Genomic DNA, 14,794 nt, shown 5'->3' on the forward strand with positions numbered 1-14,794 from the left:
CCCCTTCAAGGAGGCCGTGATGGCGCCCCGCGTTCTCGTTTCGGATAAACTTTCCACCACCGCCGTGCAGATCTTCAAGGATCGCGGCATCGACGTCGACTACTTGCCCGACCTCGGCAAGGACAAGGAAAAGCTGATCGAGGTGATCGGCCAGTATGACGGCCTCGCCATCCGCTCGGCGACCAAGGTCACCGAGAAACTGATCAATGCCGCCGGCAGGCTCAAGGTCGTCGGACGCGCCGGTATCGGCGTCGACAATGTCGACATCCCGGCCGCCAGCCGCAAGGGCATCATCGTGATGAACACGCCCTTCGGCAATTCGATCACCACGGCCGAGCATGCGGTGGCGATGATCTTCGCGCTGGCGCGACAGATACCGGAAGCCAATGCCTCGACCCATTCCGGCAAGTGGGAAAAGAACCGCTTCATGGGTGTCGAGATCACCAGCAAGACGCTGGGCGTGATCGGCTGCGGTAATATCGGCTCGATCGTCGCCACGCGCGGCGTCGGCCTGAAGATGCATGTGATCGCCTTCGACCCGTTCCTGTCGGACAGCCGCGCCGAGGAGCTCGGCGTCCAGAAGGTCGAGCTCGACGAGCTCTTCGCCCGCGCCGACTTCATCACCTTGCACACGCCGCTGACCGACAAGACGCGCAACATCATCGATGCGGCTGCGATCGCCAAGATGAAAGACGGCGTGCGCATCATCAATTGCGCCCGCGGCGGGCTGGTCGTCGAGGCGGACCTGGTCGCGGCGCTGAAGAGCGGCAAGGTGGCGGGCGCCGGCATCGACGTGTTCGAGGTCGAGCCGGCCGAGCAGAACGCGCTGTTCGGCATGGATAATGTCGTGGCGACCCCGCATCTCGGCGCCTCGACCACCGAGGCGCAAGAAAATGTCGCGCTGCAGGTCGCCGAGCAGATGAGCGACTACCTGATAAAGGGCGCGGTCTCCAACGCCATCAACATGCCTTCGATCAGCGCCGAGGAGGCGCCGCGGCTGAAACCCTTCGTCAAGCTCGCCGAAGTGCTCGGCGCCTTTGTCGGCCAGGTCACCGAGGATCCGATCAAGGAGGTCGAGATCCTGTTCGACGGCTCGACCGCGACGATGAACACGCGCGCGCTGGTGAGCGCCGCCCTTGCCGGCCTCATCCGGCCGCAAGTCTCCGACGTCAACATGGTGTCGGCGCCGATCATGGTGAAGGAGCGCGGCATCATCGTTGCCGAGGTCAAGCGCGACAAGTCGGGTGTGTTCGACGGCTATATCAAGCTCACCGTCAAGACCGAGCACAGGACGCGCTCGATCGCCGGCACCTGCTTTTCCGACGGCAAGCCGCGCTTCATCCAGATCAAGGGCATCAATCTCGACGCCGAGGTCGGCCAGCACATGCTCTACACCACCAATGCCGACGCGCCCGGCATCATCGGCCTGCTCGGCACGGTGTGCGGCGAGAACGGCGTCAACATCGCCAACTTCCAACTCGGCCGCAACCGGCCGGGCGGCGATGCGATCGCGCTGCTTTATCTCGACGCGCCCTTCCCGGAAAAAGTGCTGGAGCAGGTGCGCGCGCACAAGTCGATCGACTCGGCGAAGCGGCTTCGCTTCGACGTCGGTGTCGAGTAGCCGATCATCCATCGTCCGACATGAAATGCCCCGCCTGCAGCAGCAGGCGGGCCGCTAATTTATGATATGGCCGTCACCCGGCGGCTGCTTGGCGCATGATTTGAGACATCATCCCGTCTGCAGCGCTGCTCGGCTGCCGCTGTACTCGGCAAGCGCAATGCCACCGAGGACAAGTGCCAGCGCGAAGGCCTGATAAGCCTGAAACTGCTCGCCGACGATCAGCACCGAAAGCAACGTGCCGAAGATCGGCACCAGATTGATGAACAGGCCGGCGCGGTTGGCGCCGATCAATTCGTTGCCCTTGATGTAGAGGACCTGCGAGACGACCGAAGCGCCGAGCGCCGTGTAGAGCGTGAGTGCCCATCCTCGCGCATCCGGCACGATGACGCGGCCAGATGCGACCTCCCAGACGAAGAAGGGCACGGAGATCAGCAGCGCGGCGATCGACAGCGCCAGCATGAAACTCTGCCAGCGGATTGCCGGCTTGAGGCGCAGCCCCACCGAATAGAGGCTGTAGCAAAGCACCGCGACAAGCATGATGGCGTCGCCGAAGTTGAGATCGAGCTTCAAGAGCTGGCCGAGGTCGCCATGACTGGCGGTCAGCGCGACGCCGACGATGGTGAGGACGACGCCGACGACCTGCAGAGGCTGCACGCGCAGCCTGAACAGCACGAAATTGGCAAGGATGATGACGATCGGAATGGCTGCCTGCTCGATCGAGACGTTGATGGCGGTCGTGTAGTTGAGCGCCGTGTAGAAGATGACGTTGAAGATGGTGAAGCCGCAGGCGCCGAGGCCGGCAAGCAACCTCCAGTGCCTGCGCACTTCAGGCCAATCCTCGCGCAGCGTCCGCCAGCCTATGGGCAGCAGGATCAGCACCGCCATCACCCAGCGCAGGAACACCAGCGTCATCGGCGAGACATGGCCGACGGCAAGCTTGCCTGCCACCGAATTGCCGCCCCACAGGAGCATGGTCGACAGAAGGAACAGATAGGCGGCTCGGTGCATGAAGGTTCCGGCCTCGGTGTTCGAGGGTTCAGCCCGGCCTAGAGTGGAGGCGGCGGCAAGTAAATGATGCGAAAGCCGGAATTTGTTGTGCCTGGATCAGGTTGACGTTTCGCCGGCGGCGTCATTTTGATCCAACTCCTGTGTGGAGCATGGTCACTTGCGAAAGCCGGTTCCCGCTTTTTGGGTTCGCTGACCTTCGGTTCGGGGTCATGCTCCAAGGATGGTTTCGGCGGCAAAGAAAGGGTCGCGCCCGCCTGCGCTAGACGCTATAGAGGCCTGTCGTTTCAGGCCGCCCGCGCGGCATTTCAAGGGAAAAGAACATGGCCAATGTGGTGGTCGTCGGCTCGCAATGGGGCGACGAAGGCAAGGGCAAGATCGTCGACTGGCTGTCGGAACGGGCCGATGTGGTCGTGCGCTTCCAGGGCGGCCACAATGCCGGCCATACGCTGGTCGTCGACGGCAAGGTCTACAAGCTGTCGCTGCTGCCCTCGGGCGTGGTGCGGGAAGGCAAGCTTTCGATCATCGGCAATGGCGTGGTGTTCGATCCGCATGCCTTCGTCGCCGAAGCCAAGAAGCTCAAGGAGCAGGGCGTGGAGGTCACGCCGGAGCGCCTGAAAATAGCCGAAAACACCGCGCTTATCCTGTCGCTGCACCGGGAGCTGGACGGATTCCGCGAAGACGCCGCCTCAAATTCCGGAACCAAGATAGGCACGACCCGCCGCGGCATCGGCCCCGCCTATGAGGACAAGGTGGGACGGCGCGCGGTGCGGGTGATGGATTTGGCGGATTTGGAAACACTTCCCTTGAAGGTCGACAGGCTGCTGACGCACCACAACGCGCTGCGTCGCGGGCTCGGCCATGCGGAAGCGACGCATGAGGCGATCATGCAGGAGCTGACCTCGGTGGCCGCCGAGATCCTGCCCTACATGGACCGCGTCTGGAAGGTGCTCGACGACAAGCGTCGCGCCGGCGAGCGCATCCTGTTCGAGGGCGCGCAGGGCACGCTGCTCGACATCGACCACGGTACCTATCCCTTCGTCACCTCGTCCAACACCGTGGCCGGGCAGGCGGCTGCCGGCTCGGGCGTGGGCCCCGGCGTCATCGGTTATGTGCTCGGCATCGCCAAGGCCTACACGACGCGCGTCGGCGAGGGACCGTTCCCGACCGAGCAGAAGAACGAGATCGGCGAGTTCCTCGGCACGCGCGGCCATGAGTTCGGCGTGGTCACCGGCCGCAAGCGCCGCTGCGGCTGGTTCGACGCCGTGCTGGTGCGCCAGGCCGTCGCCGTCAACGGCATCAAGGGTATCGCTCTCACCAAGCTCGACGTGCTCGACGGGCTGGACGAGATCAAGGTCTGCACGGGCTACAGGCTCGATGGCGAGACGATCGATTACCTGCCGGCCAGCCAGGGCGCGCAAGCGCGGGTCGAGCCCATCTACGAGACGCTCGAAGGCTGGAAGGGAACCACGGCCGGCGCCAGAAGCTGGAATGATCTGCCGGCGCAAGCCGTCAAATATGTCCGCCATATCGAGGAGCTGATCGGCGCCCCGGTGGCGCTGCTCTCCACCAGCCCCGAGCGGGACGACACAATACTTGTGACCGATCCGTTTCAAGACTAGTTTCACAGCCCTTCCCGGCGCTACGGCTGATTTGCGGCCGGCGGGAAAAGAATGCAGGTCACCTGACGCATGGCAGATTTCGTTAGTGTTCTGAAAAAGCAGATCGACAAGAAGGTGGACCCTTCGTTCGAGGTGCGCAAACAGATATACGACGGTGCCCGCGCGGTGCTGGCGAAGAAGCTCGCCGAGTATTCCCCGCCGCTTGCGCCCGATGTCGTCAGCAAGCAGAAGCGCTCGCTGGAAGATGCCATCTCCAGCGTCGAGCGTGAATATGCCAAACCCGTTCCGGCCGAGGATCCGCTGGCGGAGCTGGAGCATATTTTCTCCTCCATCGACCGCAACAAGAACCAGCCGAGCCATTCCCGCCAGCCGGCGGCGCCTGAGCCTGCCAAGCCGGATCCGTTCAAATCCGAACCGTTCAGGCCGGCGCCCGCGCCCGCCAGGACGGAACCAAGCTGGCAAAGTGCGCCGAAGGCGGAGCCCGCGCGGCAGAACCCCGTGAAAGCCGAGCCGGCGTGGCAGAACACGGCAAGGACGGAGCCGAACTGGCAGACCGCGCCAAAGGCCGAACCAGCCTGGCAGAAGGCGCCGCCGCCGATGCCGTCGCCGCGCGAGGACGATGTAGGCCTGACGGGCATGGACGATGCCGATGACGGCGGCGATGTCTTTGCCAATGACGAGCAGCCGGCGGCCGATACCTTCCAGCGCCTGCGGCCACAGCGGCAGGAACGCAAGCGCAGCTATGGCGGCTTGATCGCCGCTCTCATCGCGCTGTTGGTGCTCGCCGGCGGCGGCTACGGCATATGGCTGAACAAGAATGCGTTCGGCTCGCTCTTCGGCCTTGGCGGTGGCAGCAAGACGGTCTCGACCGAGCCGCTGGTCAAGCCGGCTCCGGCCAAGCCGGCGACGGAGACGGCGGCCGCGCCGGCTGCGCCCAGCGCCAGCGAGCCGGCCGACGCGACCAAATTCACGCAACGCCTGACACCCGAGGGCAAGGAGACCGATCCCGGTCCGGCCGGCGGACAGGCCACGATCGGCGAAGGCGAATCCGTCGCGGCGCTGACCTCCCGGCCGCCGGCCGCGCCGGTGACGACACCGCCTGTTCCGGCCACGCAAACGCCCGAGGCGCCTGCCGCAACGCCGGCTCCGACCGACGCCGCCAATCCGACGCCGCCAGCGGCCGGAACAACACCGCCCGCGGCTGATGCGGCAACGCCGCCCGCGGCTGGCACCACGCCACCGGCGGCTGGAGCAACGCCGCCGGCCGCAGGCACGACGCCGCCCGCGCCAGCGCCGACGACTGCGACCGTGCCGGTAGGACAGAAGGCGATCTTCTATGAGGAGCGCACCAGCACGCAGCAGGGCACGGCCGAGCCCGGCAGCATCGTCTGGTCGCTGGTGCAGGAATCGCCCGGCGGCGATCTGCCGCCCGAACCGGCGATCCGCGCCGAGGCGACGATCCCCGGCAAGAATATCCAGCTGCGCATGACGATCCGGCGCAACACCGACCAGACGCTGCCGGCCAGCCACATCGTCGAGATGATCTTCCTGACGCCGGAAGGGTTTGACGGCGGCGGCGTCGACAACATCCTGCGCATCGCCATGAAGAGCTCCGAACAGGACGCCGGCAGCCCGCTGATCGGCATTCCGGCCAAGATCGCCGACGGCTTCTTCCTCGTCGCGCTCAACGACACCAAGGCGGACGAGGACGCCAACCTGACGCTGCTTCGCGGCCAGGACTGGATCGACGTGCCCGTGGTCTACAAGACCGGACGCCGCGCGCTGCTCACCATGGAAAAGGGCATCCCGGGCGAGAAGGTTTTCGACGAGGCGCTGAAGGCCTGGGCTGCGAAGACGTCGGGGTGAGGAACAGCGGCGGTCTTGAGCTACCGCTCAGAAGCCCTGAAACAGCATGTCGAGAGCGGCGACGATCTCATCGTGATGTCTTGCGAGGTTTCCTTCTGCCGCCCGCAATTCCGAAGCCATTACAGCCGAAATGAATTGAGTGACCATCACGTGGTCTTTGCCATCGATTCTGAAGATCGGATTTAGCCTGCGCGCCGGCAACGGTGCGATGTTGGGCGGCAGAAGCGGAACGACGACGTTGGTGTCGAGGTGTTCCAGTATGTCGGACTGGACATCAAGGAGATAACCGTCGCTTCCTGCGTTCCGATAGAAATCATAACGGGCCATCAAAACAGCCGGTGCTTGGCTAAAGGCAGACCGTTGCGTTTGACATATTCGTTGGAGCTTTCGAGCGCTTCCTTGTTCTCTTCCTGCCAGCGACGCGTTTTCTCGGCAGAAATTGCCTTAGCGATCCCTTGCTCGGCAGCGCGGGACATGTTGATGCCCAATGCCTTGGCCTCCTCGATCAATCTGGAATCAATCGAGGTGTTGACCGATTTGCGTTGCGGTTTTGCAGTTGAATGGAGCATGGCCTACCTCTCTTCATGCGCATAGAATAAGCGCATATCTGCGTGCAAGCAAGCTGCTCATCCCTCCATCTCTTCCCGTAGCATCTCCAGTTCCAGCCACTCTTCCTCGAGCGCGGCCAGCGTCGTGCGCTCCTTGTCGAGCGCGGCAATGGTCTTCTGGAACGAGGCCGGGTCGCGCTCGTAGAAGGACGGGTCGGCGATGTTGTTCTCCAGCCGCGAGATCGAGGCCGTCACCGCCTCGATCTTCTTGGGCAGCGAGTCCAATGCGAATTTCTGCTTGAACGAGAGCTTTTTGGCGGGGCCTTTGGGTGCTGCCTGTTCGGCTTTCGATCCAGCCTCGCTCGCCTCGGCCTTCGACCTCGCCTTGCGGTCTTCCAGCTTCGAGCCGCCGCGCTGCGCCAGCATGTCGGAATAGCCGCCGGCATATTCGATCCAGCGGCCGTTGCCGTCCGGCGCGATCACGCTGGTGACGGTGCGGTCGAGGAAGTCGCGGTCGTGGCTGACCAGGATCACGGTTCCGGCAAAGCCCGCGACCAGTTCCTGCAGCAGTTCCAGCGTCTCCATGTCGAGATCGTTGGTCGGCTCGTCGAGCACCAGCAAATTCGCCGGCCGCGCCAGCACGCGGGCCAGAAGCAGGCGCGCGCGCTCGCCGCCGGAAAGCTCGCGCACCGGCGTGCGCGCCTGCTCCGGCTTGAACAGGAAATCCTTCATGTAGGAGACGACATGGCGCTGCTCGCCATTGACAACAAGGTTCTCACCGCGCCCGTCGGTGAGGTAATGCGCCAGCGTCTCGGCCGGGTCGACGGACTCGCGCTTCTGGTCGAGCGTCGCGATCTCCAGATTGACGCCGAGCCGCACGGTGCCGGCATCCGGCGCCAGCTCGCCGGTCAGCATCTTCAACAATGTCGTCTTGCCGGCGCCGTTCGGGCCGACCAGGCCGACGCGGTCGCCGCGCTGGATGCGGGTCGAGAAACCCTTGACCACGGTGAGCTCGCCAAAGCTCTTGTCGATGCCCTTGGCCTCGATCACCAGCTTGCCGGATTCGGCTGCATCGCTCGCCACCATGGTGGCAGTGCCTTCGGCGCCGCGATGGCTGCGGAAGCGCTGGCGCATGGTCTGCAACTCGCCGAGGCGACGCATGTTGCGCTTTCGCCTGGCGGTCACGCCATAGCGCAGCCAGTGCTCCTCGCGCACGATCTGGCGGCCGAGCTTGTGCTGCTCGCGCTCTTCTTCTTCCAGCACCTGGTCGCGCCATTCCTCGAAATGGGCAAAGCCCTTGTCCAGCCGCCGCGTCTGGCCGCGGTCGAGCCAGACGGTGGCGCGCGTGACGCGCTCGAGGAAGCGGCGGTCATGCGAGATCAGGATGACGGCGGAGGAGGTGCGGGCAAGCTCCTCTTCCAGCCATTCGATGACCGACAGGTCGAGATGGTTGGTCGGCTCGTCGAGCAGGAGGATATCGGGCTCCGGAGCCATGACGCGGGCAAGCGCGGCGCGGCGCGCCTCGCCACCGGAAAGATCGTTCGGACGCTCCTCGCCGGTCAGGCCGAGATGCTCCATCAGATAGGTGGCGCGATGCGGATCGTCGGCCGGGCCGAGGCCGGCCTCGACATAGGCACGCACGTCGGCAAAGCCGTCCATATCCGGCATCTGCGGCAGATAGCGGACGGTCGCCGAAGGCTGGCGGAACACCTCGCCGTCCTGCGGCTCGATCATGCCGGCGGCGATCTTAAGGAGCGTCGACTTGCCGGAGCCGTTGCGGCCGACCAGCGCGATCTTCTCGCCTGCGGATGCGCTGAGCGCCGCGCCGTCGAGCAGCGGGGTGCCGCCGAAGGTCAGTTTAATGCCGTCGAGATTGAGGAGTGGCGGCGCCATGTCAGCTTTCTGGAAGAGGATAGGGGTGGGCCAGAAGCAGCGCCCGGCCGCGCTCCAGCGCGATGCCGAGCCGCCCTTTGACCTCGTTTGATATAGTGAGCGAGGAGCCGAACGCCACCTCGACGCAGTCGAGCGGCCATTTCGCGCCGGTCACCGTCAGGCCGGCGAGCTCGGAGAAGCCGAGCACCGAAAACAAGGTGCCGTCGTCATAGTCGAAGCCGGCCTTGCCAGGCAGGATGGGAACGCCTTCCTGCGCGCCGCTGGTCAGCAAGACCTCGGTGCCGGCCTCTGCCAGCCGAAGCGCAAGCGCCAGGTGCAAGAAAGCATGGTCGGCGCGCTTGCCGCCGAAGGCGCCGGCCAGCACCAGGCTGGTGGCGCCACGCTTAAGCGCTTCCGCTATGGCGAGCTCGCCATCGGTCATGTCCTTCTCGGCCGGGAAGACTTTTCGCGGAACGGCGGCGAGATCATCCGACAGATTGGCAGGCACCGAGTCGAAATCGCCGACCCACAGCTCCGGCACCAGTCCAAGCATGCGGGCATGGCCGATGCCGGCATCGGCGGCGATGACGCGCGAAGCTTCGATCTGGCGTTCGAGCCGGGGCGTGCGAATAAGCTCGCCGCCAAGCAGGATGGTGAATGTGCCCATGGCCGTGGCCCTTACCAGCCCTCCAAGCGAAACGGAAGCCGGACGGCCCCGCGCTTCGGTTGCGCGCCTGCTGTCCGAACATCAGCTGCCCGGCAAACTTCCGCTTGCGCGCCGCTTCGGCGGGGCCTATCTGTCGAAACGCTCTAACGGGGTGCCGGACGTGATCCGGCTGAGAGGCGATCAAGCCAACCCGCTGAACCTGATCCGGTTTGTACCGGCGGAGGGATTAGACGTTTCGGACCATCCGGCGCCTCAATCCTTGTCATTCGAACGAAGGAGGCGCCGATGCGCGCAATGCTGTCCAATCTCATTCTCGCAACCGGTCTTGTCTCGCTTCTGGCGAGCGTCGCGCCTGCAGAGGCAAAGGACAAGCTCACCGTCTATACCTATGAGAGCTTCACCGCCGACTGGGGACCCGGCCCGGCCATCAAGAAGGAGTTCGAGGCCGAATGCGGCTGCGATCTCGAATTCGTCTCGGTGGCCGACGGCGTCGCCCTGCTCAACCGCGTCAAGCTGGAAGGCGCCAGCACCAAGGCCGACATCGTGCTCGGCCTCGACACCAACCTGACGGCAGATGCCAAGGCGAGCGGCCTGTTCGCGCCGCATGGCGAAGTCTCCGGCATCAACGTGCCCGGCGGCTGGAGCGACGACACTTTTGTCCCCTTCGATTATGGCTATTTCGCCGTCGTCTATGACACACAAAAACTGAAGACACCGCCCAAGAGCCTGAAGGACCTGGTGGAGGGCGCCGGCACGGACAAGATCGTCATCCAGGATCCGCGCACCTCGACGCCCGGCCTAGGCCTGCTCTTGTGGGTGAAGTCCGTCTATGGCGACAAGGCGCCGGAGGCCTGGGCAAAGCTCAAGACGAAGGTGCTGACGGTGACGCCGGGCTGGAGCGAGGCCTACGGCCTGTTCACCAAGGGCGAGGCGCCGATGGTGCTCTCCTACACCACCTCGCCGGCCTATCACATGGTGGCCGAGAACACCGAGCGCTATCAGGCGGCCTCTTTCGAGGAAGGCGAGTACCTGCAGATCGAGGTTGCCGGCATCACCACGACGGGCGCCAAGAACCCGCTGGCGCAAAAGTTCATCGCCTTCATGACCGGACCGAAATTCCAGGACGTCATTCCGGAGACCAACTGGATGTTCCCGGCCGGCAAGACCGACAAGCCGCTCAACCCGGCCTTCGACAAATTGGTCAAGCCGACAAAGACCTTGCTGTTCAGCCCGGAGGAAGTGGCTGCCAACCGCAAGGCCTGGGTGGATGAGTGGCTTGCGGTGATGAGCAAGTAGGACGTCTCGGTTATTATCCTTCCGCGATGATCGCTCTACGGCGCCCCCCTCTGTCCTGCCGGACATCTCCCCCTCTAGGGGGGAGATTGGCTGTCACGCCGGCCTTCGCCAATCTCCGGCGTTGCAGGATCGAGCGCGGCGTCGAAGTTGCTAATCTCCCCCCTAGAGGGGGAGACGTCCGGCAGGACAGAGGGGGGCGCGAAGGAACGCGGCGTTTGCTGAATTCCACCAAGGTGCGACGTGCAAGCCGCCGCGCACCCTGACTCCCGCATCAACGCCGGCGTCATCGCCCTTGCCGCCATCGGCTTCCTCATTGGCGGCGCCTTCGCCGGCCTCGTCCTCGAAGGCGCGCAAGATCTCTCCGGCGCTGCCGCGGCCTTCGACGGCTACCTCTTGCGCGTCGCACGCTTCACGCTCTGGCAGGCGGCTCTGTCGACGCTGCTGTCGGTCGCGCCGGCGCTGCTGGTCGCGCGCGCATTGTCGAGACATCCGACCTTTCCCGGGCGTCGGCTGATCCTGCAGCTGTTCACCGTGCCGCTGGCCTTGCCGGCGATCGTCGCCGCGCTCGGCATATTGGCGCTCTATGGACGGGCGGGGTATCTTGCCGGCGTCTTCGCCGAACTTGGCGGTGGGGATTGGCCGGGAATCTACGGCCTCTCCGGCATCCTTGTCGCGCATGTCTTCTTCAACCTGCCCCTGGCCACGCGCCTCTTCCTCGAGGCGCTGGGCACCGTTCCCGCCGACCAGTGGCGGCTGGCGAGTCAGCTCGGCATGGGCGCCCGGCCGGCTTTCCGGCTGATCGAATGGCCGGTGCTGCGCGCGGCCCTGCCGGGGATCGCCGGGCTGGTCTTCATGCTCTGCATAACCTCCTTCACCATCGTGCTGACGCTGGGCGGCGGTCCGGCCGCGACGACGCTGGAAGTCGCCATCTACCAGGCGCTGCGCTTCGACTTCGATCCCGCGCGCGCCGTGGTGCTGACGCTGCTGCAGATCGCGCTCACCTTCGTCGTGGTCGTTGCGCTCACGCGGCTCGGCGCCAACACGGTCGGCGATGCCAATCTGCCGGTGGCGCCACGCCGCTACCTTTCGGCGGGACGGACCGAAAGCGTGCTGAACGCCGGCCTCATCGCGCTGGCCCTGCTGTTCGTCGCCGGGCCGATGCTGGCGACCGTGCTTTCAGGCCTTCAGGCCGACCTCGGCCGATTGGCGGACGAGGAGGCGGTGCGCCGCGCGACGCTCACCAGCGCGGGCCTCGCCCTGCTTGCGGCGTTGCTCAGCGTGACATTGTCGCTGGCGCTGATCGCGGCGCGGCGCGCGCTGGCCCTGCGGCGCCGGGCAGGCGGCGCCATGGGCCTGCTCGAACATGCCGCCGACACTGGCGCCGGCTTCGTGCTGGTCGTGCCGCCAATCGTCCTTGGCGCCGGCTGGTTCCTGGCGCTGCGCCACGTCACCGATGTCTTCGCCGTCGCGCCGGCCATGGTCGTCGCCGTCAACGCGGTGATGGCGATGCCCTTCGCCATCCGCGCCATTCGCCCGGCCTATGACGCGGCGAGCGAGCGCCACGAGCGGCTTTGCCTGGCGCTCGGCATATCCGGCTGGACCCGGCTCAGCCTGATCGACTGGCCGTCGCTCGGGCGGCCCCTGGCCACCGGCTTCGCTTTCGCCGTGGCGCTGTCGCTCGGCGATCTCGGCGTGATCGCGCTGTTCGGCAGCGATTCCGTGCAGACCTTGCCCTATCTGCTTTTGGCGCGCATGGGCAGCTACCGGACAGCCGACGCCGCGGGGCTTGCCTTGCTGCTTGGCCTCGTCTGCCTGATGCTGGTGGTCGCCGCCGACTGGCTGGGGCGGGAAGGAAAGTCATGACGACGAGCATCGATGGCGCCGCCGCGCAAAAGGGCCTCACCGTCGCGCTGGAGGGCGTCTCGTTCAGCTATGGCGAATCCTCCTTCAGTTTCGACGCCGAATTCGCGGCCGGCAGGATCACCGCCATCATGGGGCCGAGCGGCTCCGGCAAGTCGACGCTGCTCAATCTGATAGCCGGCTTCGAAACGCCCGATGCGGGCAAGGTGCTGATCGGCGGCGCCGATCTCGGCAACACGCCGCCTTCGGCACGGCCGGTGTCAATGGTGTTCCAGGAAAACAATTTGTTCGCGCATCTTTCGGTCGAAGCCAATGTCGGGCTCGGCCGCTCGCCGTCGCTCAAACTCGGCGATGCCGATCGCGCCGACGTCACCGAGGCGCTGGCGCGGGTCGGTCTTGCGGGCAAGGAAAGGCGGTTGCCGCGCGAGCTTTCCGGCGGCGAGCGGCAACGCGTGGCGCTGGCGCGGGTGCTGTTGCGCGACCGGCCAGTCTTGCTGCTCGACGAACCTTTCGCGTCGCTCGGCCCGGCGCTGCGCGACGACATGCTCGACCTTATGGCCGGCATCCATGCCGAGCGCGAAATGACGGTGCTGTTCGTCACGCATCAGCCGGAAGATGCGCGCCGCATCGGCCAGGACGTGGCTTTTCTCGACGAAGGCACGATCGCGGCAACCGGGCCGGCGGATGATTTCTTCGATCGGTCTGGACCGGACGCCTTCCGGCGCTATATCGGCGATCGAGGCGGCACCGTTGCCGGATCACAACATATTGCCTGGAAGCGGACATAATTTACGGCCAAACCGGCAACGGGCGATCCGGCGTTTGCTTGCCTTGTCCGGGGGAGTGTGGCTAGGTCCGGCCATGCTGGTCCGGCTGGGCCGCGATTTGCCGAAAGAGTTCGAAAGGAACCGATCTGTCGACCGGCGCTGAGAAGGTTTGGATGAGGCCGCTGGCACGATTTCTCGCGCTGGCGAGCGTTGCCGTACTGGCCAGCTGCCAGATGTTCACGCCGCCGGACGTGCAGGAAAGCGGCTTCCAGCCCTCCGACAAGCCGATCACCGTCGACAATGTCGTCGCCAACGCCAAGCTCGCCGAAATGGCGAAGGCGCAGCATCCGCGGATTCTCGCCACCTATGGCGGCGAATATTCCGATCCCAGGCTCGAACGCATGGTGGCCAAGGTCGTCGGCAATCTGACGGTGGTGTCAGCCAACCCTACCCAGACCTATCGCATCACCATCCTCAACTCGCCCAACGTCAACGCCTTCGCGCTGCCGGGCGGCTATCTCTATGTGACGCGCGGCTTGCTGGCGCTGGCCAATGATTCGTCCGAGCTTGCCGCCGTCATCGCGCATGAGATGGGCCACGTCACCGCGAATCACGGCCTGCAGCGGCAGCAGCTCGAAGCCGAGGAAGGCCTGGCGACCAAGGTGGTCTCCGATGTGCTCGGCGACAGCCCGACGGCCAAGGCGGCGCTCATCCGCGGCAAGCTCAGGCTTGCGCAATTCTCGCGCAACCAGGAACTGCAGGCCGACGCCATCGGCATCAAGTCGATCGGCGAGGCGGGCTACGATCCCTATGCGGCGGGTCGCTTCCTGCAGTCGATGTCGGCCTATACGGATTTCCGCTCGGTCAGCGGCGCCACCGACGCCAGCCTCGACTTCCTGGCGACGCACCCCAACACGCCGCAGCGCATCGAGCTGGCGCAGCGCCTTGCGCGCAATTTCGGCCCGCCCGGCGTCGGCACGCGCGACCGCGACGCATTTCTGGCCGGCATAGACGGCCTGCTTTACGGCGACACGCCGGAAGAAGGCTATGTGCGCGGCCAGACCTTCATGCATCCCAAACTCGGGGTGTCCTTCACCGTGCCGGAGGGTTTCGTCATCGACAATTCGGCGGCCGCCGTCACCGCGACCGGGCCTGGCGACATCGCCATCCGCTTCGACGGCGTGGCGATCGACAAGTCCGTCTCGCTCACCGATTACATCCGCAGCGGCTGGGTGGCGGGGTTGGAAGACGCCAGCGTGCGCCAGGAGACGATCAACGGCAACGATGCGGCGACTGCGCATGCCAGCGCGCAAGGCTGGCAGTTCGACATCGCAGTGATCCGCGCCGGCGGGCAGGTCTACAGGCTGCTGACGGCCGCGCCCTCGGCCAGCACTTCGCTGGATTCAGTCGCGCGCTCGGTCAGCGGCTCCTTCCGTGTGCTGAGCCCGGCCGAGAAGGCGGCGCTGAAGCCGCTGCATATCAGGGTCGTCACTGTCCAGGCCGGCCAGACCATGGGCTCGCTCGCCGCGCAGATGGTCGGTGTCGACCGCAAGCTCGACCTGTTCCGCGTGCTCAACGCCATGTCGCCGGGCGCGACAGTGTCGTCGGGCGACAAGGTCAAGATCGTCACCGACAGGTAGGACTCGCGAATTCGCACCAACCAGGCGCCG

At 65.4% G+C, this 14,794-nt stretch carries 12 protein-coding genes and 1 riboswitch; of the genes, 7 read left to right on the plus strand and 5 right to left on the minus strand.

Going from position 1 to position 14,794, the window contains the following annotated elements:
- The first annotated feature begins 19 nt into the window (after positions 1-19).
- Entirely contained in the window at positions 20-1,621 is a 1,602-nt protein-coding gene (gene serA / locus FJW07_RS23600) for a phosphoglycerate dehydrogenase (RefSeq protein ID WP_140858950.1), read from the plus strand.
- 108 nt (positions 1,622-1,729) lie between these two features.
- Here the strand turns inward: serA and FJW07_RS23605 are convergent, their stop codons facing one another.
- The gene (locus FJW07_RS23605; RefSeq protein ID WP_140858951.1) at positions 1,730-2,629 is read right to left on the minus strand and encodes a DMT family transporter; all 900 of its coding nucleotides are present in this window, start codon (positions 2,627-2,629) and stop codon (positions 1,730-1,732) included.
- Between the two features lie 320 nt (positions 2,630-2,949).
- Here FJW07_RS23605 and FJW07_RS23610 point away from each other — a divergent pair, with 320 nt between their 5' ends.
- Together FJW07_RS23610 and FJW07_RS23615 are read left to right on the plus strand one after the other, a co-directional pair.
- Positions 2,950-4,248, plus strand: coding sequence for an adenylosuccinate synthase (locus FJW07_RS23610; RefSeq protein WP_140858952.1), 1,299 nt, complete (start codon positions 2,950-2,952; stop codon positions 4,246-4,248).
- Positions 4,249-4,317: 69 nt separating this feature from the next.
- Complete coding sequence (locus FJW07_RS23615; RefSeq protein ID WP_140858953.1) at positions 4,318-6,114, plus strand: hypothetical protein; 1,797 nt, start codon at positions 4,318-4,320, stop codon at positions 6,112-6,114.
- A 27-nt stretch (positions 6,115-6,141) separates the two neighbouring features.
- On the opposite strand, the gene FJW07_RS23620 is transcribed toward FJW07_RS23615, so the two are convergent.
- Genes FJW07_RS23620 through FJW07_RS23635 form a run of 4 tightly spaced genes read right to left on the minus strand, consistent with a single transcriptional unit; the run spans position 6,142 to position 9,201 of the window.
- The gene (locus tag FJW07_RS23620; protein WP_140645841.1) at positions 6,142-6,441 is read right to left on the minus strand and encodes a CcdB family protein; all 300 of its coding nucleotides are present in this window, start codon (positions 6,439-6,441) and stop codon (positions 6,142-6,144) included.
- Positions 6,441-6,683 carry a type II toxin-antitoxin system CcdA family antitoxin gene (locus tag FJW07_RS23625; RefSeq protein WP_140645840.1) on the minus strand — a complete coding sequence of 81 codons (243 nt, stop codon included), beginning with the start codon at positions 6,681-6,683 and terminating at the stop codon, positions 6,441-6,443. Before FJW07_RS23625 ends, FJW07_RS23620 begins: the two co-directional genes overlap by 1 nt.
- A 57-nt stretch (positions 6,684-6,740) precedes the next feature.
- Positions 6,741-8,555 (minus strand): ABC-F family ATP-binding cassette domain-containing protein, encoded by a 1,815-nt coding sequence (locus tag FJW07_RS23630; protein WP_140858954.1) that lies wholly within the window; start codon positions 8,553-8,555, stop codon positions 6,741-6,743.
- A 1-nt stretch (position 8,556) separates the two neighbouring features.
- A complete protein-coding gene (locus FJW07_RS23635; RefSeq protein ID WP_140858955.1) occupies positions 8,557-9,201 on the minus strand; it encodes a thiamine diphosphokinase in 645 nt (214 codons plus the stop codon).
- A 137-nt stretch (positions 9,202-9,338) separates the two neighbouring features.
- Positions 9,339-9,444: riboswitch (TPP riboswitch) on the plus strand.
- A gap of 42 nt (positions 9,445-9,486) precedes the next feature.
- Between FJW07_RS23635 and thiB the strand changes: the two genes are divergently transcribed.
- From thiB to FJW07_RS23655, 4 genes are all read left to right on the plus strand, one after another.
- Entirely contained in the window at positions 9,487-10,497 is a 1,011-nt protein-coding gene (gene thiB / locus FJW07_RS23640; protein WP_140782994.1) for a thiamine ABC transporter substrate binding subunit, read from the plus strand.
- A gap of 240 nt (positions 10,498-10,737) precedes the next feature.
- Complete coding sequence (thiP, locus tag FJW07_RS23645; protein WP_140858956.1) at positions 10,738-12,360, plus strand: thiamine/thiamine pyrophosphate ABC transporter permease; 1,623 nt, start codon at positions 10,738-10,740, stop codon at positions 12,358-12,360.
- A complete protein-coding gene (gene thiQ, locus FJW07_RS23650) occupies positions 12,357-13,145 on the plus strand; it encodes a thiamine ABC transporter ATP-binding protein (RefSeq protein ID WP_140858957.1) in 789 nt (262 codons plus the stop codon). Before thiP ends, thiQ begins: the two co-directional genes overlap by 4 nt.
- A 152-nt stretch (positions 13,146-13,297) precedes the next feature.
- A complete protein-coding gene (locus FJW07_RS23655; protein WP_140858958.1) occupies positions 13,298-14,764 on the plus strand; it encodes a M48 family metalloprotease in 1,467 nt (488 codons plus the stop codon).
- Positions 14,765-14,794: the final 30 nt, after the last annotated feature.

Source organism: Mesorhizobium sp. B3-1-9 (assembly GCF_006439595.1).
GTDB lineage: Bacteria > Pseudomonadota > Alphaproteobacteria > Rhizobiales > Rhizobiaceae > Mesorhizobium.

Bases quoted from the DNA above. Each gene is read 5' to 3' on its own strand.
- serA (WP_140858950.1), top strand. From the start codon at position 20: ATGGCGCCCCGCGTTCTCGTTTCGGATAAACTTTCCACCACCGCCGTG.
- FJW07_RS23605 (WP_140858951.1), bottom strand. From the start codon at position 2,629: ATGCACCGAGCCGCCTATCTGTTCCTTCTGTCGACCATGCTCCTGTGG.
- FJW07_RS23610 (WP_140858952.1), top strand. From the start codon at position 2,950: ATGGCCAATGTGGTGGTCGTCGGCTCGCAATGGGGCGACGAAGGCAAG.
- FJW07_RS23615 (WP_140858953.1), top strand. From the start codon at position 4,318: ATGGCAGATTTCGTTAGTGTTCTGAAAAAGCAGATCGACAAGAAGGTG.
- FJW07_RS23620 (WP_140645841.1), bottom strand. From the start codon at position 6,441: ATGGCCCGTTATGATTTCTATCGGAACGCAGGAAGCGACGGTTATCTC.
- FJW07_RS23625 (WP_140645840.1), bottom strand. From the start codon at position 6,683: ATGCTCCATTCAACTGCAAAACCGCAACGCAAATCGGTCAACACCTCG.
- FJW07_RS23630 (WP_140858954.1), bottom strand. From the start codon at position 8,555: ATGGCGCCGCCACTCCTCAATCTCGACGGCATTAAACTGACCTTCGGC.
- FJW07_RS23635 (WP_140858955.1), bottom strand. From the start codon at position 9,201: ATGGGCACATTCACCATCCTGCTTGGCGGCGAGCTTATTCGCACGCCC.
- thiB (WP_140782994.1), top strand. From the start codon at position 9,487: ATGCGCGCAATGCTGTCCAATCTCATTCTCGCAACCGGTCTTGTCTCG.
- thiQ (WP_140858957.1), top strand. From the start codon at position 12,357: ATGACGACGAGCATCGATGGCGCCGCCGCGCAAAAGGGCCTCACCGTC.
- FJW07_RS23655 (WP_140858958.1), top strand. From the start codon at position 13,298: ATGAGGCCGCTGGCACGATTTCTCGCGCTGGCGAGCGTTGCCGTACTG.